This window comes from Paraburkholderia solisilvae (assembly GCF_902859875.1).
In the GTDB taxonomy this organism is placed as follows: Bacteria; Pseudomonadota; Gammaproteobacteria; order Burkholderiales; family Burkholderiaceae; genus Paraburkholderia; species Paraburkholderia solisilvae.
Genome location: NZ_CADIKF010000031.1, coordinates 53,102 through 76,882, shown reverse-complemented (window position 1 = coordinate 76,882; position 23,781 = coordinate 53,102). Strand labels below are relative to the sequence as shown.

The following is a 23,781-nucleotide window of genomic DNA, read 5'->3' as shown; positions in this document are numbered from 1 at the left end:
CATGCCGCCGCACCGCCGCGTGCGCAACGATCAGGCGCTTTCGAACAGACGCGTCAGCACGAACTCGCGATGGCCGAGCGCCTCGGCCGACGTCCAGCGTCCGTTGATGGTCGCCATCATCGACTCGAGCAGCTTGTCGCCGGCCTGGTCGAGGTTCTGCTCGCGCTGCAGCAGCCCCGACACGTCGACGTCGATATGCTCGCCCATCGTGCGCACCGTGCGCGGATTCGCGCAGATCTTGATGACCGGCACGATCGGATTGCCGATCACGTTGCCCTGGCCGGTCGGGAAGAAGTGGACCGCGAAGCCCGATGCCGCGCACAGCGTGACCATTTCCGCCGCCGCCGACGACGAATCCATAAACCACAGGCCCGGATGCGCCGGATCTTCCGCTTTATCGAGCACGCCGTCGATCACGCATTTCTTGCCGATCTTCTGGATGTTGCCGAGCGCTTTTTCTTCGATGGTCGTGAGGCCGCCGGCAATGTTGCCCTTGGTCGGCTGCGATTCCGACAGGTCGTCGGTTTTCCAGCGATTGATCATGTCCTGGTAGCGGTCGAACATGAACTGGAAGCGCTCGCGCACCTTGTCGTTCGCGCAGCGCGCGGCGACGATCTGTTCGCCGCCCGTCAGTTCCGAGGTTTCGCCGAACACGAGCGTGGTGCCGAGGCCGTACAGCTTGTCGAATGCGTTGCCGACCGTCGGATTCGCGCCGCAACCGGATGTCGTATCCGATTCGCCGCACTTGGTCGACACCCACAGGTCCGAGATCGGGCATTCGATGCGGTCGAGCGACGTCGCGTATTGCACCATTTCTTTGGCGGCCTTCGAGGCGCGCATGATCGTGTCGTGATCGCCGTGCAGTTCGATGCCGAAGCCCATCACCGGCTTGCCCGACTTCGCTATGCCGTCGACCACGCGCTTGGTCCAGCCTTCCTCGATGCCGATCACGACGACGGCCGCGACGTTCGGATTGCAGCCTGCGCCGATCAGCGTGCGGAAGTGCAGGTCGAGGTCCGCGCCGAACTGCAGGCGGCCATACGGATGCGGCAGCGCCATCGTGCCTTTGATGTTGTTTTCGACCGCTTGCGCCGCCGCATTCGACAGATCGTCGACCGGCAGGATGATCACATGGTTGCGCACGCCGACGCGGCCGTTGTCGCGACGATAGCCGCGGAAGGTGGTGTTCTTGTCAATCACGCTCATGGAGTGTCTCGATGTCTTTGATGGTGGGACGATGCGGGTGAAGCGGTGGTCGAACGCATGCGCACGTGCTGCGCGTGATCGACCATTCAACCGCGCGGACTACCAGCGCTTCGTCTTGATGTTGTGAACGTGGGCGTGCTCACCCGCCTTGATCGGCGCAACCACCTTGCCGATATCGACGCCGTACTTGAACACCGTGTCGCCGACGGCCATGTCCTTCAACGCGACCTTGTGGCCGATCGGAATATCCTGCTTCGCGGCGACCGTGATGACTTCGTCGTCGTCCATGATCCACGCGTTCAATTGCGTGCCGGCCTTGATGCCTTCCACCACCGCTACGCCGACGGTGTCCTTCGCTTCATGCAGCACGATGTGAATCGTTCTCTTTGACGGCTGGGCGGAGGACCCGCTGCCGGAATGTTGCGGCGCACCTGTTGCGGCGTTGCTCATTGAAATGTCTCCATTGTCGCGACCGAAGCTGGCGCTTGAGCGCCCGGTCCGGTCCCATGCGGGTTGATTGCAGGGTTTATACCGTCCGGCTCGTGTGTCGTCCGTGCAGACCATCTTAGGCGGCGATATTTCACATGTCAACCATATCATCTATATGTGTTTGATGAGCCGTATGAAGTAGAATTTCCGGCAGAGTCCGGACCATGAGGTTGCATGCGACGCTGCGAGAAAAGGAACGAGGGGCAAGAGCCATGAACACGCTGACGATCGGAACCCCCGCCATTGGCGGCACGCGCTACAAGGAAGTGAAGCAGGCGATGCTCGCGGCGCTTGCCGCGCACGAGTGGAAAGGCGGCGAGACCATTCCTTCGGAAAAGCGCCTCGCCGAACGTTTCGGCGTTTCGATCGGCACGCTGCGCAAAGCGATCGACGAACTCGTCGCGGATAACATCCTCGTGCGTCATCAAGGCCTCGGGACGTTCGTTGCGCAGCACCAGCGCGACCGGCATTTCTTCCGCTTTTTCCGCGTCGTGCGCGCGGACGGCGACAAGACCTATCCGGCCGTGAGCCTCGTCTCGTTCAAAAAGGCGAAGGCGACGCGGGAGCTCGCGGCGCTGCTCAATATCGAAACCGGCGCACGGGTATTCACGTTCCTGAACCAGCTCGCGCTGCATGGCGAACATGTGATGACCGAGCACATCAGCGTGCCGGAGTCGCGTTTTCCCGGCCTGACCGAGGCGGTGCTGCGCGACCGGCCGAGCACGCTCTACAACTTCTATCAGGACGTCTTTCACATCAACGTGGTCGGCACCGATGAACGCGTGCGCGTCGCGCTCGCCGACGAGGCCGAATGCGCGCTGCTCGGTGTCGCACCCGGCGCGCCGATCCTCGAAATTCGCCGCATCGCGTATTCGTATCATCAGATGCCGGTCGAAGTGCGCATCTCGCACGTGAACACCGAGCACTACGAATATGTGGGAACGTCGGCATCGCACGACGAACCTTTATGACACCGCGACAACTTTCATCGCGATCTGATAGTTTGCAATCGGAGTAGCGATCACCTACACTCGCTACACATACAGATGATCTAAATCATAAAGTAGTCGCAAGCATTTGCAGGCACAGCGGTCGCGACGGTCGGGGACTGTCCGTCACGCACGAATAGAGTCAGTTGCCATTACAACCGGCCGCCGACGCCGCGCAGCGGCTCGTTTCTTCGGGACGGGTTTGGCGCCGGCAGGCCGACTTGCCCATCGAGACATGGGAGCGGAGACCCTCACAATGCATACGCTGTCTTTCCATCCGCCACGCCGCGTTGCTGTCCGGCCCGTGGCCCACGTCTCTTGCCGCCGACCACCTTCCCGACACGCCGCAACGAATCCTTAATATTGGCGACTCATACTGCGCCGCTCCGTCTCCGGAAACATTTCTAACGATTCGCCGTGCCGTTCCTCTCGCAAGGAGTGTCGAGCAATGAGCTTTCGCAAAATCGCCGTCGTATTTTCCGCGCTGGCCGCGCTGTTCTGCTGCACGGTCGCCCGCGCCGACCTGACAGAGATCAAGATCGCGCGCCAGTACGGCGTCAGCTACCTGCCGCTGATGATCATGCAGGACCAGAAGCTGCTTGAAAAACACGCGGCCCAACTGGGCGTGCCGAACCTGAAGGTTGCATGGGTCGAGTTCGCCGGCGGCAATGTGATGAACGACGCGCTGCTGTCCGATTCGCTGCAGATCGCCTCCGGCGGTGTCGCGCCGCTCGTGCTGCTGTGGTCGCGCACGCAAGGCACGCCGCTCGCGGTAAAAGCGCTTGCCGCGATCAATTCGATGCCGCTCCTGCTGAATACGACAAACCCCGCGGTGAAGACCGTGAAAGACTTCTCCGGCAAGGACAAGATCGCGTTGCCCGCGGCAAAGGTGTCGATTCAGGCGATCACGCTGCAAATGGCCGCGGAAAAGGCCTTCGGCTCCGGCAATCAGGGGCAGCTCGACAAGTACACGGTGTCGCTCGCGCATCCGGACGCGCAACAGGCGCTGCTTTCCGGCAATAGCGAGGTGACCGCGCATTTCGGTTCGCCGCCGTTTCAGGAGCAGGAGCTCGCGCATCCGGGCGTGCATACCGTCGTGAATTCCTACGACGTGCTCGGCGGAAAGTCGACATTCAACCTCGTCTGGTGCACATCGAAGTTCTATCAGCAGAACCCGAAGCTCGTGCAAGCCTTCATGGCCGCGCTCGACGAAGCCGAAGCATCGATCAACAAGGACAAGCACGCGGCCGCGCTCGCTTACCTGCGCATCAGCAAGGACAAGAGCAGCGTCGAAGACATCGAGAAAATGATCTCATCGCCCGAGGTGCAATTCACGACCGTGCCGCAAAACACCGTGAAATACGCGGACTTCATGGCGCGCACCGGCCTTATCAAGACGAAGCCGGCTTCATGGAAGGACCTGTTCTTCCCGACCGCGCAATCGCAGCAAGGGAGCTGACCATGTACTCGATGCATTCGATGCGCAATGCGGCAAACGGCGCGGCCTCATCCGGACACGCGGAAGGAGACGCGCCGCTGCTCGATGTAAAGGGCGTCACGCTGCAATACAAGACGCGCAAGCATCTGGTGATGGCCACCTACCGGGTCGACTTCCAGGTCTTCCAGGGCGATCGTTTCGTGCTGCTCGGCCCGTCCGGTTGCGGCAAGTCGACCTTGCTGAAAAGCGTCGGCGGCTATTTGCTGCCGACCGAAGGAACGATCTCGCTGAAGGGCAAGACCATCACGAAGCCGGGCCCGGACCGCATGATGGTATTTCAGGAATTCGACCAGCTGCTGCCGTGGAAAACCGTCAGGCAGAACGTGATGTTCCCGCTGCTGTCGTCGCGGCGCCTGGGCGCACGCGAAGCGGAACAGCGCGCGATGCACTACATCGACAAGGTCAACCTGACGAAATTCGCGGACAGCTATCCGCATACGCTGTCGGGCGGGATGAAGCAGCGCGTCGCCATTGCGCGCGGCATGGCGATGGAGCCGGACATTCTGCTGATGGACGAACCGTTCGCGGCGCTCGATGCGCTCACGCGCCGCAAGATGCAGGACGAACTGCTCACGCTGTGGCAGGAAACGCGCTTCACGGTGCTGTTCGTCACGCACTCGATTCCCGAGGCGATCAAGATAGGCAGCCGTATTCTGCTGCTGTCGCCGCACCCGGGCCAGGTGAAGGCGGAACTCAACACGGCCGTATCCGGCGAAGCCGCGGTGGCGCTCGAAAAGCGCATCCAGCACATGCTGTTCGAAGACCAGATCGAAGAGGCCGAGAATGTCTAACGGTACTGTCCAAGGGAGCGCGCCCGCCGCCCATCCCGATCGCAACCCGGTCGCGGATGGCGTTTTCGCACCGCGTGCGGAGATCGTCCGCGAAACCAGCGACACGCACCAGTTCAGCGTCGTCGAAAAGCCGCTGTCGACGTTCGAGCGTCTCTACAACCAGGGGTGGCTGCGCAAGCTCGCGATCCTCGCGTTTCTCGCGATCGTCTGGGAAGTGTATGGGCGCGTCCTCAACAACGCGCTGCTGTTTCCGACCTTCAGCGCGACCGTCGATGCGTTCGTCACGAGCATCGCGAGCGGCGAACTGCCCGGCAAGGCGTGGGCGTCGATTCACGTGCTGCTGATGGGCTACGCGGCCGGCATCGTGCTCGCCGCACTGCTGACCGCGGCTGCGATCACCTCGCGCATCGGCACCGACTTTCTCGAAACGATGACGTCGATGCTGAACCCGCTGCCCGCCATCGCGCTATTGCCGCTCGCGCTGATCTGGTTCGGCCTCGGCAACGGCAGCCTGATTTTCGTGCTGGTCCATTCGGTCACGTGGTCGGTCGCGCTGAATACGCATTCGGGTTTTCTGTCGGTCAGCAACACGTTGAAGATGGTCGGCCGCAACTACGGCCTGCGCGGCGGCCGATACGTCATGAAGATTCTGGTGCCCGCCGCCTTCCCGAGCATTCTCACCGGCCTCAAGATCGGCTGGGCATTCGCGTGGCGCACGCTGATCGCCGCGGAGCTCGTGTTCGGCGTCAGTTCAGGTTCCGGCGGCCTCGGCTGGTTTATCTACGAGAACAAGAACCTGCTCGACATCGCCAATGTGTTTGCCGGCCTCTTCACGGTGATCCTGATCGGCCTCGCGGTCGAGAACCTGATCTTCCGCACGCTCGAGCGGCACACCGTGCAACGCTGGGGCATGCAGTCGTGAGTGCGCGGCAGCCTGTCCGTCGCGCACACCGTGGAGCGTAACCGTTGAGCACGCAGCTCGCGCTGCTGGTGATAGGCGGCAGTGCAATCGCAGGCTTCGTATCGGGTCTTGCCGGGTTCGCGTTCGGTCTGGTCGCGATGGTGTTCTGGGCATGGACGCTGCCGCCGCAGGCCATCGGGCCGATGCTCGTGGTCGGCTCGCTGGTCGGCCAGGTGCTGACGGTCGGCGCAGTGCGTGGTCAGATCCGTCCGAAAGTGATCGGGCCGTTTATCGCCGGCGGCTTTATCGGCGTACCGATCGGCGCCGTGTTGCTGCCGGTCATCGATCCGACCGCGTTTCGCATCGGCGTCGGGCTGCTGCTGATCGTTTATTGCGGCGTAATGCTGGCGGCGAAGAACCTGCCGACCGTCACGGCCGGCGGCGCGTGGGCCGATGGCGGCATCGGTGTGATCGGCGGCATTCTCGGCGGCATCGCGGGCCTCGTCGGCCCGGCGCCGACCGTCTGGTGCATGCTGCGCGGCCATCAGAAGGATGTGCAGCGCGCGATCTGCCAGAGCTTTTTTATCGCGATGCAGTCGCTGACGCTCGTCACCTATGCGCTCACCGGCCTGATCGACCGGCAGACGTTGATACTCTTCGCGTGGATGGTGCCGTCGACGCTGATCTTCGCGTGGCTCGGCTCGCGTCTGTATGTGCGCATTTCGGACACCACGTTCAAGCGCGTGCTGCTGGTGCTGCTGTTCGCGTCCGGCGCGGCGCTGCTCGGCACGTCGCTGGTCCACGCGTTGCGCTAGCCGCGCGCAGGCATATATGCATTGCATTAGCGGTTGATCTGCGGAGAAGCGGCCATGAGTGCGATTCGCTATTTCGTCACGTTTCTGTCGGTCGCGCGGCACGGTTCGTTCGCCGCGGCCGCCGACGAAGTGTGTCTCACGCAAGCCGCGGTGAGCCTGCAGATGCGTTCGCTCGAACGCGATCTCGACATGGTGCTGTTCGAACGCACGCCGCGTTCGGTCTCGCTGAGCGAACAGGGGCGCACGATCCTGCCGCTCGCCGAAACGCTGGTTGCGAACTATCGCAAGATTCTCGCCGCGGGCGAGCGCGACGAAGTGGCCGGCGTGGTGCGGGTCGGCGCACTCGTCTCGTCGCTGATGGGCGCCTTCGCCGATGCGATGCTGAACCTGAAGCGCCGTTATCCGAAGCTCGAACTGAAACTGTTCACGGGACTGTCGAGCGATTTCGCCACGCGCGTGGACAGCGGCGAACTCGATGCGGCGATCGTCACGCAATCGCCCGCCGGATTTCCGGCGACGCTCAAATGGACCGCGCTTTATAGCGAACCCATGGTGCTGATTTCGTCGATCGAAGATCCGCACACCGACATCGACGCGCTACTGCGAGAGCCCTATATTCGCTTCGACCGGCAGACGTGGACAGGCATCCTGATCGAGGACGCGCTGCAAGGCCTCGGCGCGCCGGTACGCGACATCATGGAATTGAATTCGCTCGAGGCGATCTGCGAAATGGTGAAACGCGGCTTCGGCGTGTCGATCGTGCCGCGTCTTGCGAATGCGAACTGGAACCCCGAGTCCGGGCTGCGCGTAACTGTGCTGCCCGAGCGCATCGCGCCGCGCCGCGTCGGTTTGCTCGAACGCCGCGAGCATGGCCGCGAAGCGTTTACCGACGCCGTGAAGCGTCACTTCACCGGTGTCGCGGACGACCCCACCGCAACCGTTTCGCCAGACGCAGGCGGCGCCGGCGCGTCGTCGAGCAGCGACTGACCGGGCCGCACACGCGTGAACTGCACGCGACGGCGGCTGGTTTCGAGTTCGCCGTCGTTGCGCAAACGCAGACACATATAGTCGGAAGTCTCCAGTTCGCCGGCGTCGGGAAAATCTTCGCGGAAATGCGCACCGCGCGAATTTTCGCGCAGCAACGCCGATTCGGTAATCGCACGGCTCACGAGCGTCAGGTTCTGCAGATTCAGCCAGTCGTGCCATGAGAGATTGAAGCGCAAGTCACGGCCGTCGACGCCGGTCCGCGCGAGCCGCGCCTCGATGTCGAGCAAGGCATCGCGAGCGCGCGTGAGCCCTTGCGCGTCGCGCAGAATGCCCACGTCATTCCACATCAGATCGTAGAGCGTTTCGCGGATCGCTTCGAGCTCGCCGTCCGGCTTGCGCGTCAGCGGCGCGCGGCAACGTTCGACCGCGCGTTCGATCTGCGCGCGGTCCGCTTCTTCGTGCCGCCCATAGCGTGGCACCCATCGAGCAAGCGTATCGCCGGCGATGCCGCCGTACACCGTCGAATTCGCGACACCGTTGCCGCCCAGCCGGTTCGCACCATGCACGCCGCCTGCGTCTTCCCCCGCGACGAACAAACCCGGCAGCGTCGTCGAACAATCGGACTCGAATATCACGCCGCCCATCATGTAATGCGCGGTCGGCACGACTTCGACCTGCCCGCCCGCGAGATCGAAACCGCAATCGGCACAGCGCTCGACCATGCCCTTGAAGCGCTGCCGCACCGAGTCGGGTCCGAGATGATCCATGCGCAGATACACGCCGCCGTTCGGCGTCGCGTTGCCCGCGCGCAGCTCGCGGAAGATGCTGCGCGACACGATATCGCGCGTCGCACGCTCGCCGCGCGGATCGTAGCGATGCATAAAGCGTTCGCCGTCGCCGCTCAGCAGGTAACCGCCCGCGCCGCGCAAGCCTTCTTCGAGCACCGTGCCGGTCATGCGCGTATGGGTGCCGGCCAGCAGGCCGGTCGGATGAAACTGCACCATCTCCATGTCGCGCAGCGTCAGTCCCGCGCGCAACGCCATCGCCATCCCGTCGCAACTCTTGTCGCCGCTTGGCGTGTGGTATTTGTACATGGTCGGGCCGCCCCCGGTTGCGAGCAGCACCGCCTTCGCGCGCACGAATACGAACTCGCCGCTGCGCATGTCGATCATCAGCACGCCGGCGAGCGCACCGCCCGATTGCGTTTCGATAAACTCGACCGCGCGATGTTCTTCAAGCCTTGCGATGCCGCGCGCCCATACCTGCTCCGCGAGCCGGTTGATAATCTCGATGCCGGTCTGGTCGCCCTTATGCACCGTGCGGTCGAACGTCTGGCCGGCGAACGCCTTCTGCTTCAGCGTGCCGTCCGGATTGCGATCGAAGAAACAGCCGAGCTCGTTCTCCAGTTCGTGAATGCGTTCGACTGCCTGCGTGACGAGCGTCCATGCGAGCTCCTGATTCGACAGCCACTTGCCGCCTTCGATCGTATCCATGAAATGCCGCTCGATCGAATCGCCCTGTGCGAGCGCGACGTTGTAGCCGCCCTGAACCATCCGCGTGCAGCCGCATTTGCCGAGCAGACCCTTCACCGCAACCGTGATGCGCAATTGCGGCGCCGCCGCGTGTGCATGCAGCGCGGCGAACAGGCCCGCACCGCCGCTGCCGAGAATCAGGATATCGGTGTCGTACTGCCTCATGTGCGTGTGCTCCGGCGGTGGCGGGTTCGATCGGCGTTTGCCTTCGGCTACGAACGCACGCCGAGCGACGCGAGCACCTTGTCGCGCCTGGCCTGGGTATTCTGTTGCACTGTCGTATAGACGCTGCCGTCGTGGCTATCCATCGCGACCAGCAGCGGGCCGAATTCGCCGATCCTGAAACGCCATAGCGATTCGGGGTTCAGGTCGTCGAGATCGACGTCTTCAATCTGCTCGATCCACGTGGTCTCGAGCGCCGCGGTGCCGCCGACGATCGCCAGATACACGCCGCCGTGCTTCGCGAACGCATCGGCTGAACCCTGCGCGAGCCCGCCCTTGCCGATCACGATGCGCACGCCGTATTGCGCCATCAACGGTTCGGTAAAGCGCTCCATGCGCATCGAGGTGGTCGTGCCGACGCAGATCGGTTCGTAGCCCGCCGGATTGGCGTCCGATACCGGCACGCGGCGCACGTTCGGCGCGGTGTGAATCACCGCGTGACCATTCAGATCGAAGCGCGTCTTGCGGCCGCGGTCGAACATATGAATTTGCGTGGCGTCACGAATGCCGAACAGCGTGCCGGTCAGCGTCACCATGTCGCCGATCGTCAATGTGCGAATCTGCGCTTCGGTAACGGGCGTTTGCAGGTTGTGATGTGTCATGGGTGGGGTCTCCTCGCCCCCGGCGTCCGTCAATAGCCGTATTCGACTTCGCCGCGCGCGAGCGTCGCGCGTGCGCGACGCGCCGAGTGGCATTGCATGTTCACTGCGACCGGATTCATCGTGATGTGCGTCGCGGCCAGCTCGACGTGTACGGCAAACGCGGTCGCGTCGCCGCCGAGCCCTTGCGGGCCCACGCCCAGTTGATTCACCGCGGCCGACAGTTGTGCTTCGAGCGCGGCTGCATGCGGGTCGTGGTTGCGTGTGCCGAGCGCGCGCGTCGCCGCGCGCTTCGCGAGCCATACGCACAGGTCCGACGTGCCGCCGACACCGACGCCGACAATGGTCGGCGGGCACGTCTTGCCGCCGGCGTCGATCACACAGTCGATCACAAAGCGCTTGATTGCATCGATGCCGTCCGCCGGTGTCGCCATCTTCAGAAACGAGTTGTTCTCGGAGCCGCTGCCCTTCGGGATCATTTCGATCACGAGCGTATCGGCGGTCGAATCGAAGTCGATGTGAATCGCCGGCATCAGCGGGCCGCATGACGTCTGCTCGTTTTGCCGCGTGAGCGGATGCACGACCGACGAGCGCAACGGATGCTCGCGCGTCGCGCGTTCGCAGCCGCGCCGGATCGCTTCTTTCAGCGCGACGCCGTCCAGCGCGACACCGGCGCCGATCGTCACGTTGTAGATCGGCAGGCCGGTATCCTGGCACAGCAGGTTGTCTTCGCTTTCCGCCACGCCGATATTGGTGCGCATGATGCCGAGCACACGGCGCGCGGTATCGTCGGTTTCCGCGTGCTCGAGGCGCGCAATGCCATCCTTGATATCCGGCGGCAGTTGCTTCAATGCGCGAATATAGAGCTGCTTCGCGACTTCTTCGACTTGCTGCATGTCCATCGGGTGGTCTCCGTCGCGCCGCTGCGCAGGCGCATCTGATGGCTTTTTAGCGGATAAGCGTCACAACGTCAGCGACAGCGCGAACGCGAGGCCGATTACCAGCGCACCACCTGCGGTCGCCGCGATCAGATCCTTGCGCAGGCCGCTCCACGGCCGGTATTCGATCAACAGAATGCGCACGCCGCCGATCAGATGCGCGGCAAGCAGCGTGACAAGCCCCCATTCGGCGAACACGAACGCCGGCTGCCGCGTGACCGCGAGAAACGAATCGAACGCCGCGGCGCCGTGCAATGCGGTGCCGAGCGCCCAGAAGTGCATCGGCAGAAAGAGCGCGAGCGCAAGCCCGGAAAGACGGTGCACGAGAAACGCCCACCACGCGGGATGATTGCGCGCACGTGCGTCGGCACGCCGCCCCGGTGTCTTGCGCGGGCCTGCGGCGGCGCCGCTCCGCGCAGCATCGAGTTCGCTCATAGCGGCCCTCCGGTCAGCGCAAAGACCGCGCGCAGGCCGGCGATTGCGAGCATCAGGCCGATCAGCACGCTAAGCGCAAACACGCTCGCGCCGCGCCAGCCGAGCCATTCCTCGGCAATGCGCCGCAGGCCGACCGGTACGTGTGCGGCGGCCGCCAGTACGAATACCGCGTAAAACACACCCCACACCGCGTTGCCGTGCAGACGTGCGAGTATCGCCCCCGCGGAAAGGCCGCCGTGCGCGACGACGATCATCGTGACCAGATGCACGCTCACGCAAAGCGCGAGCACCGTCGCCGACATGCGCTGTACGCGCCAGCCGCTTACCGCCGCCTTCATTCGGGTGCTCCTTGCGGCGCCTTGCCGTTCAGGCGTTTCAGCCCCGCGATGCTGGCGGTTGGCGCGATCGACTTCGGACAGCGTTCCGTGCACGAGCCGAGCGTATGACACGACTGGCAGCCCGCATCGTTCGATACCGCAGCGATGCGCGCTTGTTGCTGCGTGTCACGCACATCGTTGACGAGCGTCCACGCGCGATTGAGTGCCGCCGGGCCGAGATAATCGGGATTCCACGCAACGACGTCGCAGCTCGCATAGCAGACACCGCAACCGATGCATTCGATGCCCGCGTCGGCGGCCTTGCGCGCAGCAGTTGCGGGATCGACGCGCGCGACCGGCTCCGCGCGGGTGCGCCGGCCGGCGAAATAGCCTTTCGCGTCGCGCCATTTATCGAAGAAATCTGTCATGTCGACGGCGAGATCCTTCACCACCGGCAAGTGGTTGAGCGGCGCGATTTCGAGCACGTCGTCCGCGTGATGCAGCACTTTTGTCACGTGCGTGCGGCAAGTCCAGCGCGCGCGACCATTGACCGTCATCGCGCATGAGCCGCACATGCCGACCCGGCATGCGAAGCGATACGACAACGTCGCGTCGAGACGGCGCTGAATGTGAATGACGACGTCGAGAACCGTCTGGCTCTCCATGCGCGGCACGTCAAAGCGCTGAAACTCGCCTTCGTCCGCACCGCGCCAGACGTTCACCTTGAGTTGCGTGGGGGTTGCGCTTTGCATCCTGATCATTCTGGTTCGCGTGATGGCGAGGCCAGTCTAAGATGCGCGCGCGATGACTGAAAGCCAAAGATTTTTGCGGCAAGCTTAAGAAATTCTTGTGCTCGACGCGGCAGGGCAGTTTTCGGGAGGGCGCGGGTCGCTGTTCAGGGCGCGTCGGCAATATTACGTACCCACGTGCCGAAATTTTCGTTTTCGAACTCGTACGCGTCTCGCGGCGACTTGAGCACGATATTTTTTCCGGCAAGCCGCGATAGCGCACGTTGAATGTGTGTCGCGCCCAGCGTCGCCACGCCCAATCTCTTTTTGAAAACCGCGAGCGAATCTCGCGAGAAAGGCCGGAAGCCCGGATTGCCCGCGATCTCGCGGACCAGCATGCGTTCCAGCGCGCTTAACGTATGCCATGTCGCCTCGTGGCCCTCCGCGCCGGCCAGCTTTTCGAGCTGGAGCGTCACGGCGGCGTCAAACGACATTTTCGGCTGCATCATCAGCGTGATAGCGACTTCGAGCAGCGGTTCCGGCCGGCGGTGAAACTGCTCGAACGCCGCTTTGGCCTTACGTATGTTCAGTTTGCGAGAGGTTGCCGCAGCAAACCGGCTCGCGACGAATTGCACGAACGCATCGTCGAGCAGCGGAAAGTCCTGCAATGGGTTCGCCGCTGAATAGAGCGGTGCGCGCGTGTCCGTAAAAACGTGCCCCAGCTGGGTCCGTGAGGACCCGGTGAAGACAACGCGAAGCTTGTCCTTATGCCGGGTCAACGCGGTACGCAGCGCACGTGCAACATCTTCGCCTTCTTCGCTTCGGCCGAGCGATTGCGCTTCGTCGACCAGCAGCAGCACGGGCTTGCGCCGCGTCAGATCACCGAGCATTTCGTCCAGGCGCAACGCCATGTTGGCCGCGGCGAGCTTTTTGTCTTCCTTCAGTTCGATGGAACCTTCAATGGACGTACCGGCAATTTCCGCTTTGCCCTTTAGCGCCTTGACCGAAGGCGCCAGCCGCGCTTTCAGCTTCCCGGCAAGCGTGTCGGGCTGGTGTGCCACCTCCAGTGCGTGAACCAGTGCAGCCCCCGGCGTTTGCCGGGTTTGCCAAAGATCCGCATAGACAACCAGGTAGCCCATCTGTTGGGCTGCCGGCGTCAGATCCTGCCGTAGGAACACTGTTTTGCCGGTTCGCCGCGGCGCGAAAATGGTCAGCGACGCGAGGACGCCGGAGTTCAACGCAGCCAGATAGGCATGCGCCAGATCGGGACGAGGGAAGTGCCAGAGCTCGGTCAGCTTCATGGATTACACAGAATTATCAGCGACCTGTGTAATTATACGGGAGGGTGATAATTTCGTGTAATGGCGTCCTGGAGCGGTTTGCGGCGCACCGGCTCATGCGAGCCGGCAGCGCGGCGGATGGCCGTTTTTGCTTACGCAGCCTGCCGGTAATAGAGGTTCTGCGGGTGACGCGCTTCGGCAAAGAAGAACCAGCGTTCGGCAACCAGCCCCGCATACTGGATCGCACACGCAGCACACAGCAAAGCGGCCGAAAGCGCAATCGAACCGGCACTGCCGCCCCACGCAATCAGCACGAACGGCACCGGAAAGGCGGCGATCAGGAATGTCCACTTGATGCGCTGCAAGGTTTGCGGCGTCTTGCCGTGAAAGAACTCGCGCAGATTGAACGCGCCTGCGGTGAAGCCACGCGACTTCTGCACAAGCTTCGCCGCGTGAATGCCGGTCGCGCTTTGCACCGTCGATTTCGGCCGCAAGCGTGCATTGCGCCTGAGCGACGCGATGCGCGCCAAACACCCCGCAAGCGTCAGCACGCAGGCGCACACCGCCAACCCCGGCACCAGCGCCGGCGCGCACCACACGGCGCTCGCGGTCGCCAGCGTAAAGCCCGATGCGCAGCCGAGCAGCACGAAGTTGACCATTGTCAGCGGGGTGGCCCATTCCTGCAGAAAACGCAAACACGCGTAGATCATCGACGTGCACACGAACAGCACGCCGCTCGCGAGCACACCGAGCACGCCGAGCGCAAACGAATACGACGCGCCCAGCACATGCGCGACGCCATACGCGAATGCGCAGGCGAGAAACACCGGCAAGGCCAGACATTCGCGCGACAGCCAGGACGTGCGCCACATCGCGATCGCGCGCCATGCGCGCTCCGGATGCCCGAGATGGAAAAACGATGCGAAGAGCCCAAGCGTGCCGAGCACGACCGACAGCGCCGCGCCGGCGATGAAGAATGCCTGCGGCGGCATCGCGACGAAGCCGAGCTGCGCGGTGAGTTCGACACCGAAGAGCGCGATCATCAGCCCTTGTCCCGCGCCGATCAACGTAGTGAGAAATACAACCGAAAAAGCCGGATTCATGATGTGGAGTCCCCCGAATCGTTTCGCGCGCGCCGCGCGTCCGTCAAATGCGCGTGGCCATCGACGCGAGGTCGACGAGTCCGTGCTCGAACTCGGCCGCCGGAACAACATCCGCTGCGCCTTCCGTCGTCGAGCCGCACGAGCACGCGCCGCTGCCGCATGCGGTCGTCTTCTGGCGCGGCAAATAATGGTTGGCGGGCCGCGTGCCCCATTCCGGCATCAGCTGATACCCCCCGCGCTCGCGGATCGCCTTCGAGACGACCGACTCGGGGTCGTGAATATCGCCGAAGAGCCGCGCCGATGTCGGACACGCGAGCACGCAGGCGGGCTTGCGATCGCGCTCCGGCAGCGTCTCGTTATGAATGCGGTCCGCGCACAGCGTGCACTTGGTCATTTCCTTGCGCGCTTCATCGAGCTCGCGCGCGCCGTACGGGCACGCCCACGAGCAGTACTTGCAACCGATGCACCGGTCGAAATCGACCAGCACGAGGCCGTCTTCCTTGCGCTTGTAGCTCGCGCCGGTCGGACAGACCGGCACGCACGGCGGATCCTCGCAGTGCAGGCACGATTTCGGAAAGTGAATCGTGTCGGCCAGCGGAAACTCGCCGGCTTCGAACGTCTGCACACGGTTGAAGAAAGTGCCGGACGGATCGGCATCGTACGGACGCAAATCCGACAGGCTCCCCGCTTCGCCGGACGTGTTCCATTCCTTGCAGCTCGTCACGCAGGCGTGGCATCCCACACACACGTTCAGATCGATCACAAGCGCCATCTGGGTCATCGTGTGCTCCTCAAATATCTTTTGCTTTGGCGGAGCGGCGCAACCGCGCCGCGAATTCGCCGCGCCCCGCGAAATAGGTTTGAACGATGCGCTTGACCACGCCGACCGAGCCCGGCAGCGACTGCATCGGCGCGAATTGCGGCAATGTATGATCCGCATCCGCTTCGGCCGGATAAACCCGCACGCGCACGTCATACCACGCGGCCTGGCCTGTAATCGGGTCCGAGTTCGACACGCGCATGGGTCCGTGCGCCGCCACCGAGCAGTCGGCGCCGGCCGGCAGTTCGTCGGTAATCAGATGGTTCAGCAGGAAACCGCGCTGCGATTCGTTCGCGCCGGGACCGAGATTCCACGCGCCCGCCGCCTTGCCGATCGCATTCCACGTCCACACAGTGCCGGGTTCGACCGCCTCGCTATAGCGCGCCATGCAGCGCACCTTGCCCCATTGCGACTCGACGTAAATCCAGCCGCCGTCTTCTATGCCCTGCGCACTCGCCATCCGCGGATTCATGAACAGATAGTTTTCGCCGTGAATCTGCCGCAACCATGCGTTTTGCGAGTCCCACGAGTGGTACATCGCCATCGGCCGCTGCGTGATCGCCGCGAGCGGGAAGCGCTCGAGGTCCGTCGTGTCGCGTTCGAGCGGCGCGTACCAGAACGGCAGCGGGTCGAAATACCGCGCGACGCGTTCGCGCAGATGTTCAGGCGGCTGCCGCCCCTTCGTCTTGCCTTGCGCGGCAAGACGGAACTTCTGCATGACGTCCGAATAAAGCTGGATCACGATCGGCTCGGCAAACTTGCGAAAACCCTTTTCGACCGCGAATTGCAGATACGGACCATTCTGGCCGCGCATGTACTGCAGCGTTTCGGGCAGCGTGTAGTGGAACACGCAGTTGTGTTTCGCGTACTCGTCCCACTGCCGCGGGTTCGGCTTGCCGACCAGCGCGTCGCGGCCGTCCTCGCCGCGCCAGCCGATCAGGAAACCCACCCCCGAGCCCGGCGCGGTTTCGTGATTGACGATGAAGTCCGGGTAATCGCGATACTTGCGCGTGCCGTCGGGCTTCGTGAAAGCCGGCAGCTTCAGGCGGCTGCCGAGTTCGATCAACACTTCCTGGAACGGCCTGCATTCGCCGGTCGGCGGCACGACGGGCACACGCACCGAATCGACCGGCCCGTCGAATTCGGAGATCGGCCGGTCGAGCATCGACATCGCATCGTGACGCTCGAGGTAAGTCGTGTCCGGCAGGATCAGATCCGCAAATGCGGTCATCTCCGACTGGAACGCGTCGCATACGACGATAAACGGAATCTTGTACTCGCCGTTCTCGTGTTTGTCGGCGAGCATCTTGCGCACTTCGACGGTATTCATCGACGAGTTCCATGCCATGTTGGCCATGAAGATCAGCAGCGTGTCGATCGGATACGGGTCGCCGCGCCACGCGTTCGTGATCACCGTATGCATCAGCCCGTGCACCGCGAGCGGGTATTCCCACGTGAACGCCTTGTCGATGCGCACCGGGCCGCCGTGTTCGTCGACGAACAGGTCTTCAGGCGCGGCCGGCCAGCCGAGCGGCCCGGTCGCCAGCGGCGTGTTCGGCTTCACCGCGTCCGGGCTGTTCGGCGGTTTTGCGGACGGCGGCACCGCACGCGGAAACGGCGACTTGTGACGAAATCCGCCTGGCCGGTCGATCGTGCCGAGCATCGACATCAGCACCGCGAGCGCGCGAATCGACTGGAAGCCGTTCGAATGCGCAGCGAGGCCGCGCATCGCATGAAATGCAATCGGGTTGCCGGTCACCGTCTCGTGTGTCTGGCCCCATGCATCGGTCCAGCGGATCGGCAGCGTGATCTTGTGATCGCGTGCGGTATCGGCCATCTCGCGCGCGAGACGCCGGATCGTGTCGGCGGAGATGCCGGTGATCTGCGCGGCCCATTCGGGCGTGCATTCAGCCGCGCGTTCGCGCAGCAATGCAAACGACGGCGTGACCGGCGTGCCGTCGTCGAGCGTATAACGGCCTTCGAGCGCGGGCTTCGCGCCAGACATGTGATGCAGCACTGCGCGCTGGGTTTGCTGGTCCCACCACAGATGGTTTTGCGGAAACAGCGGGTTGCTTTCGGCTGCATCCGGATCGCGCACGAAGAGGCCGAACTCGTCGCTGTGCTCGTTCATGTTGAGCAGGTCGGCCGCATTCGTGTAGCGCGTAACGAATTCGTGATCGTAGCTATCCGTTGCGAACAACTCGTGGATCAACGCCATGAAGAGCGCGCCGTCGGTGCCCGGACGAATCGGCACCCATTCGTCGGCGATCGCCGCATAGCCGGTGCGCACCGGATTGATTGCGATAAATCGGCCGCCCGCGCGCTTGAATTTCGAAAGCGCGATCTTGAGCGGATTCGAGTGGTGGTCTTCGGCGGTGCCGATCATGAAGAACAACTTGGCGCTGTCGAGATCCGGTCCGCCGAATTCCCAGAACGAGCCGCCGATCGTATAGATCATGCCGGCCGCCATATTCGCCGAGCAGAAACCGCCATGCGCCGCGTAGTTCGGCGTGCCGTACTGCTTCGCGAACAGGCCGGTCAGCGCCTGCATCTGGTCGCGGCCCGTGAACAGCGCGAATTGCTTCGGGTCGGTCGCACGCAGATGTGCAAGCCGTTTTTCGAGCGTGTCGAGCGCGACGTCCCACGACACCGGCTCGAACTGCGCGGTGCCGCGCTCCGCATTCGCCTTGCGCATCAGCGGTTGCGTGAGGCGCGCCGGCGAATACTGCTTCATGATGCCCGACGACCCTTTGGCGCAAATCACACCCTGATTCAGCGGATGGTCGGGGTTGCCGTCGATGTAACGCACCTCTCCGTCACGCAGGTGAACGCGAATGCCGCAGCGGCACGCGCACATGTAGCAGGTCGTGGTCTTGACCTCGAGCTTCTCGTTTTGGGTTCGCGCGTGATGTTCCATGCTTGCCTCGGTTGCCCTGCGAAATCCATCCGATATAACGGACCAAAGTCAACGAACCAAAGTCCGGCTTTTATCGTAGATCCGATATATGCAAATGAAAAATCGCTATTTCGAATCGATGCTATCGCAGCACCCGATACTTTTCAGCAACTGGCGCGAAGCCCGCTTCGGGTAACGCGTTGCGGGCTGTCGACCCCCGAAGACTCTCACCCTTCCGAATGCCGGAACCGGCCCGAAGAAGAAAACCTGAATAGTGAAGCGGCGAACGCGCTACCCCGTTGGCAGTCCTACGCCGGAATGAGCCGCCATGCCACGTTACGCGCTGAGCAACATGCCGGTGCGCGTCGCCTGCGTGCCCGTCACCCGGCCAAGCGGCGCGCCGGCCGTCACGAAACGCACCGCGCGCCGCATATACAGCACGCCGTCGTTGCGGCTCACGACCGTCGTCGTCGCGTCGGTCAGCGGGTCGACGATGTCGAACAGCGGCTCGCCGGCGCGTACCGCCGCGCCGACCTCGACGCGGTGCACGAGAATCCCGCTGACGGGTGCATGGAGCTGCTCGCTGCCGGCAAGCGGCGTGGCGGGCATCAGCAGGTCGGGCAGCGCTTTGCGCTCGCCGCGCAATGCGCCGCGCCAGACCAGATAGTCGATCAATGCATCGGCATCGTGTTGCGCGACCTCGTAAGACACGTCGCGTTGTCCACGGCATTCGACGGTGATCGCAAAGGTGCCGGTGCGTACCGGCTTGCCGGCCGGCAGCGCCTGCTGAAGCTGCCACCAGAAGAAACTATGCGCTTCATCGAAAGACTGGCCGCCGGAGTCGTTCGCAAGCAGCGACGCGCGCGCGCCGAGGTAGCGCGCAAGCGGCTCGAACTCGGGCCAGCCGGTTTCGTTGGTGTAGAGATGCATCGCGGCTTCCTGCGAACAATGCAGGTCGATCACGAGGTCCGCATCGAAGGACAGCTTCAGCAGTTCATGCTGCAGCGATTCGAACTCGTTTGCCGGCGTGCGGCGTTCCAGTTCATCGTGCATCAGTTGCCGGACGATCCGGCGGTTCTCGAGCGGGTCGGCGCCGAGCGTTTCTTTCGCACGCTCGATCACCGCGTTGAACGGCAGGAAATGGCGATTGAAGTTCTTCCCGCTATTCAGTTCGAAGCGACCGACGAACTGGCCGAGCACGTGTTGCGAAAGCCCGATCGGATTGGCGAGCGGCACGAGCACGATCTGCGCGGCGAGCGCCTGTTGGACTTCAAGTTCGAGCAGACGCCGCTTCAGCAACACCGCCGTCAACATTGCCGGCGTCTCGTCCGCGTGCAGCGATGCCTGAATGTAGATTTTCTGTTCGCTGTGCGCCGGTCCGAAACGAAACACGGCGAGTTCACGATGCGTGCCGACGGCGGGTGAAAGAAGCGGAATCGATTGCTGGATCATGGGGCGGCGCCGGTTGGATAAAGAATCGGCGTCATGCTACGGCGGATACGCGCTTTCGTCACCAGGCCGCGGCAACAGCAAGCCGGCCGACGGCAATACGTTATCGGCGTATCGTCAGCTTGCCGCGGCTCCCGAAAACGCTCACCGTATGCGGATCGCCAATGCGATCACACGCGGCGCCGCGTCCTCACGCTTTCAATTCGAAAATGCTGTCGATCTCCACCGGAATGCCCATCGGCAGCGTGTACACGCCCAATGCGCTGCGCGCCGGCAGTTTGTCCGGGCCGAACAGTTCGCGCAGCAGGTCGCTCGCACCATTGGCCACCTGCGGATGCTGCGTAAACGATGCCTCGGCACGCACATACACGGTGAGCCGGCTGCAGCGATCGATTGTGTCGAGACCGTATTCATCTTCGATGCACGACAGGATCATCAGCATCGTCAGTTGCGCCGCGCGTTGTGCGGCTTCGAGCGACACGTCCGCGCCCACCGTCCCGACGATCGGCTGACCGTTCTCGAACGGCCCGAGGCCCGATACGTACAACTGCTTACCTGATACGGATACCGTGCGATACGAACCGAGCGGACGGATCGGCGCGGGCAGTTCGAAACCGAGTTGAGACAGGCGGGAGGAAAGTTTCATGGCCGGGTTCCAGAGAAGGTGGGCTTGCCTCACATCATGCACGAGGCGCTTACCATTCGTAACACCGGCGTTGTGCGCTTTATTCCGGAACCGGAATAAAGCGCACCGTAAGGCGGGACGAACGACGCATGATGCGTTTGCTTCGGTGCACCGCGCGCAACCATAGTGCATGCCGGGTCCAGATCGGATACGACTTGCCGCACAACGTGCTTTACCGCGCATGCGGCGGCAAAACACAATGCGAAAATTCCAGGGGTTTCTCCGCAGGCGGATTCGAGGCACCGATTCGCCGGCCGTCATTCTTTACCCACGGAACCGCTTATGAAACGCTTCGCGATTGCGCTTTGCATGATTGCCGCGTGCTGCGACGCGCTCGCCGCATCGACGTCCAGCGTCTCGAAGAGCGGCGTCGAAGCGCTCGGCGCCGAGCGCTTCATCGACACGATCGGCATCAACATTCACGTCAACTACACGGACGGCTCCTATGCCGATGTCGGCAAGGTCGGCGACCGTCTGCAGTGGCTCGGCGTCACGCACGTGCGCGACAACACGCCGGGCCACTCGGCCCCGCTCTCCTCTTACGTATATCTCGCGAAGCGCGGCATCAAATACACGTTTATCGTCACCGACGATTTCGCGGGGTCACTCGACAAATACCGGCAGATCGAAGCGCAGGCGCCGGGCAGCATCGTCGCAATCGAAGGCTTCAACGAGATCAACAACTGGCCCGTCAAGTACGCGGGGCTGACCGGCCAGGATGCAGGTCTCGCGGGTCAGAAGGCGCTCTATGAACTCGTGCGTCGCACGCCGGCGCTCGCGCGCCTGCCCGTCTACGACCTGACCGGCTACGACGCGAAACCGGTCAGGACGCGGGCCGGGTCGGCCGACTTCGCGAACAATCACGCGTATCCGCAAAACGGCCAGCAGCCGAACTACGATCAGTGGGGCAGCGTGTGGATCGACTGGGCATTCGGCGATCTGCGCAAATTCAAGCTGCCGCTGGTGATGACCGAGTTCGGCTATTTCACGGTGCCGCAAAGCGGCTGGAACGTCATCGGCGTCGACGAAGCCACCCAGGCCAAGGGCACGCTGAACGGTCTGCTCGATTCGGTGAACACCGGCATTTCACGCACCTATATCTATGAACTGCTCGACGAGAAGCCCGACCCGCAGCATCTCGACTCGGGCATGCACTTCGGACTGTTCAATGTCGATCACAGCCCGAAAGTGTCGGCGCGCGCGCTGCGCAATTTCATCCTGATCCTGAAAGCGAACGACACCGTCGCGGAAAACGGTTCGGCCAACGGACGCATGTCATTCACGCTATCGGACTGGCCGGTTTCCGCCCGTTATCTGCTGATGCAGAAGAAAGACGGCCGCTTCGTGCTCGCGCTCTGGAACGAAGTGCCGTTCTGGGATCGCGCGACCGGCAAACCGATCGACTCGCCGCCGATCAAGGTGCCGCTCGATTTCGGCAAAACCGCGCGGGTGGTCAGCGTCTACGATCCGTTGTCCGGCACGGCGCCGGCCGTCACGCAACGCAATGTCGCGCAGGCGACGATCGAGGTGCCGGATCATCCGGTGCTTGTCGAGGTCACCTTTCCGGACTAGCGACCGACCCGCGCGGTGCGCAACGCGAGGGGCGCGCAACCGCGCCCCTCGCATGCCGGCTCGCTACGCGTTTGACTCGCGCGCGCTGCGCAGCGTGAATCCCACCAGCGCGCCCAACGCGCACAACACGGCAACATACAACTGCGGCGCATCGCCGTTCGACTTCAACATCAGCGCCACCGCGACCGGCGTCAACCCGCCGAACACCGCATACGCAATGTTGTACGAAAACGAAATGCCCGAGAAACGCACGGTCGGCGGAAACGCTTTGACCATCGCAACCGGAATGGCCGCCACCGTGCCGACGAAGAAGCCGGTCACGCCGTAGTAAAGGTCGAGCGAGGACGGATCCGCTGCGACGTGCGTGAACATCAGGTAATACGACACCGCGAGCAACACGCAGCCGACGAAGATCGTGCGCGCCGCGCCGAAGCGCCCCGCAATCGACCCGAACACCACACAACCGACCGTCAGGCAAAAGGTCGCGATGGAGTTCGCTTGCAGCGTCACCGCCGGATCGAGATGAAAGCGCTTTTGCAGCAGCGTCGGCGTCATCAGAATCACGACGACGATCGCCGCGGTCAGCGTCCACGTGAGGGCCATCGACACCAGCACCGCACCGCCGTGATCTCGCAGCACCGCCTTGAGCGGCACTTCCGATGCAAGCGTCTTGCTCTTCTGCATCTCGACGAACACCGGCGTCTCCTGCAGCCAGCGGCGCATGAAGGCGGCCAGCAGTCCGAACAGGCCGCCGAGCAGAAACGGAATGCGCCACGCGAACGCCATGATTTCGTCGTGCCCATAACGGTGCGTGACTGCCGAAGCGATCAGCGAGCCGAGCAGAATGCCGGCCGTCAGCCCGGCCGTCAGCATCCCGCAAGCGTAGCCGACATAGCGCCGCGGTACGTGCTCCGACACGAACACCCACGCGCCCGGCACCTCGCCGCCGACCGCCGCGCCCTGCAACACGCGGCACACCAGCAGCAGCACCGGCGCGATCAGGCCGACCACGTCATAGGTCGGCAGCAGTCCCATCAGCAGCGTGGGCAGCGCCATCAGCAGCACGCTCAGCATGAACATCCGCTTACGGCCGACGAGGTCGCCGAAGTGCGCCATGATCACGCCGCCGAGCGGCCGCGCAATATACCCTGCCGCAAAAATGCCGAAGGTCTGCACCTGGCGCAGCCAGTCCGGAATGGTCTGCGGGAAAAACAGCTGACCGATCACCGTTGCGAAAAATACGTAGATGACGAAATCGTAAAACTCGAGCGCGCCGCCGAGCGCCGCGAGCACGAGCGTTCGATGATCGCTGCTCATCAGCGGGCGGTGTGGAATGAATGGAACTTGCGAGTCGGTGGTATTCATCGTTGGAGGACTTATCTGCGGAACGAGACGGGTGGTGTCCGACATCTGCGGGCCATGCGGCCGCAGACACGGCGTCAACCTTTCACAACACCCGGCGGTCAGCGGATATTCCCTACACGGCGCCGCAATTGACCGGTTGCGTCAAACCGACTGTCAGGTTGACG

The 23,781-nt window shown here is 63.2% G+C and carries 22 protein-coding genes; 7 read left to right on the top strand and 15 right to left on the bottom strand.

The features are described from left to right. Window positions 1–30: 30 nt before the first annotated feature. The gene (locus HV675_RS19440) at window positions 31–1,206 is read right to left on the bottom strand and encodes a UxaA family hydrolase (RefSeq protein WP_175112674.1); all 1,176 of its coding nucleotides are present in this window, start codon (window positions 1,204–1,206) and stop codon (window positions 31–33) included. Window positions 1,207–1,305: 99 nt separating this feature from the next. Next, a complete protein-coding gene (locus tag HV675_RS19435; protein WP_175112697.1) occupies window positions 1,306–1,575 on the bottom strand; it encodes a UxaA family hydrolase in 270 nt (89 codons plus the stop codon). 332 nt (window positions 1,576–1,907) lie between these two features. Between HV675_RS19435 and HV675_RS19430 the strand changes: the two genes are divergently transcribed. From HV675_RS19430 to HV675_RS19405, 6 genes are all read left to right on the top strand, one after another. Beyond that, the gene (locus tag HV675_RS19430; protein ID WP_175112672.1) at window positions 1,908–2,666 is read left to right on the top strand and encodes a GntR family transcriptional regulator; all 759 of its coding nucleotides are present in this window, start codon (window positions 1,908–1,910) and stop codon (window positions 2,664–2,666) included. A gap of 466 nt (window positions 2,667–3,132) precedes the next feature. After that, window positions 3,133–4,143: an ABC transporter substrate-binding protein gene (locus HV675_RS19425; RefSeq protein ID WP_175112670.1), complete on the top strand. Its 1,011-nt coding sequence runs from the start codon at window positions 3,133–3,135 to the stop codon at window positions 4,141–4,143. 20 nt (window positions 4,144–4,163) lie between these two features. Beyond that, entirely contained in the window at window positions 4,164–4,973 is an 810-nt protein-coding gene (locus HV675_RS19420) for an ABC transporter ATP-binding protein (protein WP_175112696.1), read from the top strand. Beyond that, window positions 4,966–5,895, top strand: coding sequence for an ABC transporter permease (locus HV675_RS19415; protein ID WP_175112668.1), 930 nt, complete (start codon window positions 4,966–4,968; stop codon window positions 5,893–5,895). The genes HV675_RS19420 and HV675_RS19415 overlap by 8 nt, the downstream gene beginning before the upstream one ends. A gap of 44 nt (window positions 5,896–5,939) precedes the next feature. Then, complete coding sequence (locus HV675_RS19410; RefSeq protein WP_175112666.1) at window positions 5,940–6,689, top strand: sulfite exporter TauE/SafE family protein; 750 nt, start codon at window positions 5,940–5,942, stop codon at window positions 6,687–6,689. Between the two features lie 54 nt (window positions 6,690–6,743). After that, window positions 6,744–7,676, top strand: a complete 933-nt coding sequence (locus HV675_RS19405; RefSeq protein ID WP_175112664.1) for a LysR substrate-binding domain-containing protein — start codon at window positions 6,744–6,746, stop codon at window positions 7,674–7,676. Here the strand turns inward: HV675_RS19405 and HV675_RS19400 are convergent. The 12 genes from HV675_RS19400 to HV675_RS19345 all read right to left on the bottom strand — a co-directional run bounded on the left by HV675_RS19400 (window position 7,592) and on the right by HV675_RS19345 (window position 20,641). Next, entirely contained in the window at window positions 7,592–9,373 is a 1,782-nt protein-coding gene (locus tag HV675_RS19400; protein WP_175112662.1) for an L-aspartate oxidase, read from the bottom strand. The two genes, HV675_RS19405 and HV675_RS19400, sit on opposite strands and share 85 nt — an antisense overlap. Before the next feature lie 47 nt (window positions 9,374–9,420). Continuing rightward, window positions 9,421–10,032 carry a fumarate hydratase C-terminal domain-containing protein gene (locus HV675_RS19395; protein ID WP_175112660.1) on the bottom strand — a complete coding sequence of 204 codons (612 nt, stop codon included), beginning with the start codon at window positions 10,030–10,032 and terminating at the stop codon, window positions 9,421–9,423. A 29-nt stretch (window positions 10,033–10,061) separates the two neighbouring features. Then, window positions 10,062–10,931, bottom strand: a complete 870-nt coding sequence (locus tag HV675_RS19390; RefSeq protein ID WP_175112658.1) for a fumarate hydratase — start codon at window positions 10,929–10,931, stop codon at window positions 10,062–10,064. Between the two features lie 60 nt (window positions 10,932–10,991). Continuing rightward, window positions 10,992–11,402, bottom strand: coding sequence for a succinate dehydrogenase, cytochrome b556 subunit (sdhC, locus tag HV675_RS19385; protein WP_175112657.1), 411 nt, complete (start codon window positions 11,400–11,402; stop codon window positions 10,992–10,994). Further along, window positions 11,399–11,740: a succinate dehydrogenase/fumarate reductase transmembrane subunit gene (locus HV675_RS19380; RefSeq protein ID WP_175112655.1), complete on the bottom strand. Its 342-nt coding sequence runs from the start codon at window positions 11,738–11,740 to the stop codon at window positions 11,399–11,401. The genes sdhC and HV675_RS19380 overlap by 4 nt, the downstream gene beginning before the upstream one ends. Continuing rightward, on the bottom strand, window positions 11,737–12,480 hold the full coding sequence (locus tag HV675_RS19375; RefSeq protein ID WP_246270401.1) for a succinate dehydrogenase/fumarate reductase iron-sulfur subunit: 744 nt from the start codon (window positions 12,478–12,480) through the stop codon (window positions 11,737–11,739). The genes HV675_RS19380 and HV675_RS19375 overlap by 4 nt, the downstream gene beginning before the upstream one ends. A gap of 134 nt (window positions 12,481–12,614) precedes the next feature. After that, a complete protein-coding gene (locus HV675_RS19370; RefSeq protein ID WP_175112653.1) occupies window positions 12,615–13,748 on the bottom strand; it encodes an ATP-binding protein in 1,134 nt (377 codons plus the stop codon). A gap of 131 nt (window positions 13,749–13,879) precedes the next feature. Beyond that, on the bottom strand, window positions 13,880–14,830 hold the full coding sequence (locus HV675_RS19365; protein ID WP_175112651.1) for a dimethyl sulfoxide reductase anchor subunit family protein: 951 nt from the start codon (window positions 14,828–14,830) through the stop codon (window positions 13,880–13,882). A gap of 43 nt (window positions 14,831–14,873) precedes the next feature. Further along, complete coding sequence (locus HV675_RS19360) at window positions 14,874–15,611, bottom strand: 4Fe-4S dicluster domain-containing protein (protein ID WP_175112649.1); 738 nt, start codon at window positions 15,609–15,611, stop codon at window positions 14,874–14,876. 10 nt (window positions 15,612–15,621) lie between these two features. After that, complete coding sequence (locus HV675_RS19355; protein ID WP_175112648.1) at window positions 15,622–18,567, bottom strand: molybdopterin oxidoreductase family protein; 2,946 nt, start codon at window positions 18,565–18,567, stop codon at window positions 15,622–15,624. Between the two features lie 315 nt (window positions 18,568–18,882). Next, complete coding sequence (locus tag HV675_RS19350) at window positions 18,883–19,998, bottom strand: succinylglutamate desuccinylase/aspartoacylase family protein (RefSeq protein WP_175112646.1); 1,116 nt, start codon at window positions 19,996–19,998, stop codon at window positions 18,883–18,885. A 187-nt stretch (window positions 19,999–20,185) separates the two neighbouring features. Continuing rightward, window positions 20,186–20,641: a RidA family protein gene (locus HV675_RS19345; RefSeq protein WP_175112644.1), complete on the bottom strand. Its 456-nt coding sequence runs from the start codon at window positions 20,639–20,641 to the stop codon at window positions 20,186–20,188. Window positions 20,642–20,962: 321 nt separating this feature from the next. On the opposite strand from HV675_RS19345, the gene HV675_RS19340 reads away from it, so the two are divergent. Beyond that, a complete protein-coding gene (locus tag HV675_RS19340; RefSeq protein ID WP_246270399.1) occupies window positions 20,963–22,252 on the top strand; it encodes a glycoside hydrolase family protein in 1,290 nt (429 codons plus the stop codon). Window positions 22,253–22,315: 63 nt separating this feature from the next. On the opposite strand, the gene HV675_RS19335 is transcribed toward HV675_RS19340, so the two are convergent. Beyond that, a complete protein-coding gene (locus HV675_RS19335) occupies window positions 22,316–23,617 on the bottom strand; it encodes an MFS transporter (protein ID WP_175112643.1) in 1,302 nt (433 codons plus the stop codon). Window positions 23,618–23,781: the final 164 nt, after the last annotated feature.

Bases quoted from the DNA above. Each gene is read 5' to 3' on its own strand.
- HV675_RS19440 (WP_175112674.1), bottom strand. From the start codon at position 1,206: ATGAGCGTGATTGACAAGAACACCACCTTCCGCGGCTATCGTCGCGAC.
- HV675_RS19430 (WP_175112672.1), top strand. From the start codon at position 1,908: ATGAACACGCTGACGATCGGAACCCCCGCCATTGGCGGCACGCGCTAC.
- HV675_RS19425 (WP_175112670.1), top strand. From the start codon at position 3,133: ATGAGCTTTCGCAAAATCGCCGTCGTATTTTCCGCGCTGGCCGCGCTG.
- HV675_RS19420 (WP_175112696.1), top strand. From the start codon at position 4,164: ATGCGCAATGCGGCAAACGGCGCGGCCTCATCCGGACACGCGGAAGGA.
- HV675_RS19415 (WP_175112668.1), top strand. From the start codon at position 4,966: ATGTCTAACGGTACTGTCCAAGGGAGCGCGCCCGCCGCCCATCCCGAT.
- HV675_RS19405 (WP_175112664.1), top strand. From the start codon at position 6,744: ATGAGTGCGATTCGCTATTTCGTCACGTTTCTGTCGGTCGCGCGGCAC.
- HV675_RS19400 (WP_175112662.1), bottom strand. From the start codon at position 9,373: ATGAGGCAGTACGACACCGATATCCTGATTCTCGGCAGCGGCGGTGCG.
- HV675_RS19395 (WP_175112660.1), bottom strand. From the start codon at position 10,032: ATGACACATCACAACCTGCAAACGCCCGTTACCGAAGCGCAGATTCGC.
- HV675_RS19390 (WP_175112658.1), bottom strand. From the start codon at position 10,931: ATGGACATGCAGCAAGTCGAAGAAGTCGCGAAGCAGCTCTATATTCGC.
- sdhC (WP_175112657.1), bottom strand. From the start codon at position 11,402: ATGAGCGAACTCGATGCTGCGCGGAGCGGCGCCGCCGCAGGCCCGCGC.
- HV675_RS19380 (WP_175112655.1), bottom strand. From the start codon at position 11,740: ATGAAGGCGGCGGTAAGCGGCTGGCGCGTACAGCGCATGTCGGCGACG.
- HV675_RS19375 (WP_246270401.1), bottom strand. From the start codon at position 12,480: ATGATCAGGATGCAAAGCGCAACCCCCACGCAACTCAAGGTGAACGTC.
- HV675_RS19370 (WP_175112653.1), bottom strand. From the start codon at position 13,748: ATGAAGCTGACCGAGCTCTGGCACTTCCCTCGTCCCGATCTGGCGCAT.
- HV675_RS19365 (WP_175112651.1), bottom strand. From the start codon at position 14,830: ATGAATCCGGCTTTTTCGGTTGTATTTCTCACTACGTTGATCGGCGCG.
- HV675_RS19360 (WP_175112649.1), bottom strand. From the start codon at position 15,611: ATGACCCAGATGGCGCTTGTGATCGATCTGAACGTGTGTGTGGGATGC.
- HV675_RS19355 (WP_175112648.1), bottom strand. From the start codon at position 18,567: ATGGAACATCACGCGCGAACCCAAAACGAGAAGCTCGAGGTCAAGACC.
- HV675_RS19350 (WP_175112646.1), bottom strand. From the start codon at position 19,998: ATGATCCAGCAATCGATTCCGCTTCTTTCACCCGCCGTCGGCACGCAT.
- HV675_RS19345 (WP_175112644.1), bottom strand. From the start codon at position 20,641: ATGAAACTTTCCTCCCGCCTGTCTCAACTCGGTTTCGAACTGCCCGCG.
- HV675_RS19340 (WP_246270399.1), top strand. From the start codon at position 20,963: ATGAAACGCTTCGCGATTGCGCTTTGCATGATTGCCGCGTGCTGCGAC.
- HV675_RS19335 (WP_175112643.1), bottom strand. From the start codon at position 23,617: ATGAATACCACCGACTCGCAAGTTCCATTCATTCCACACCGCCCGCTG.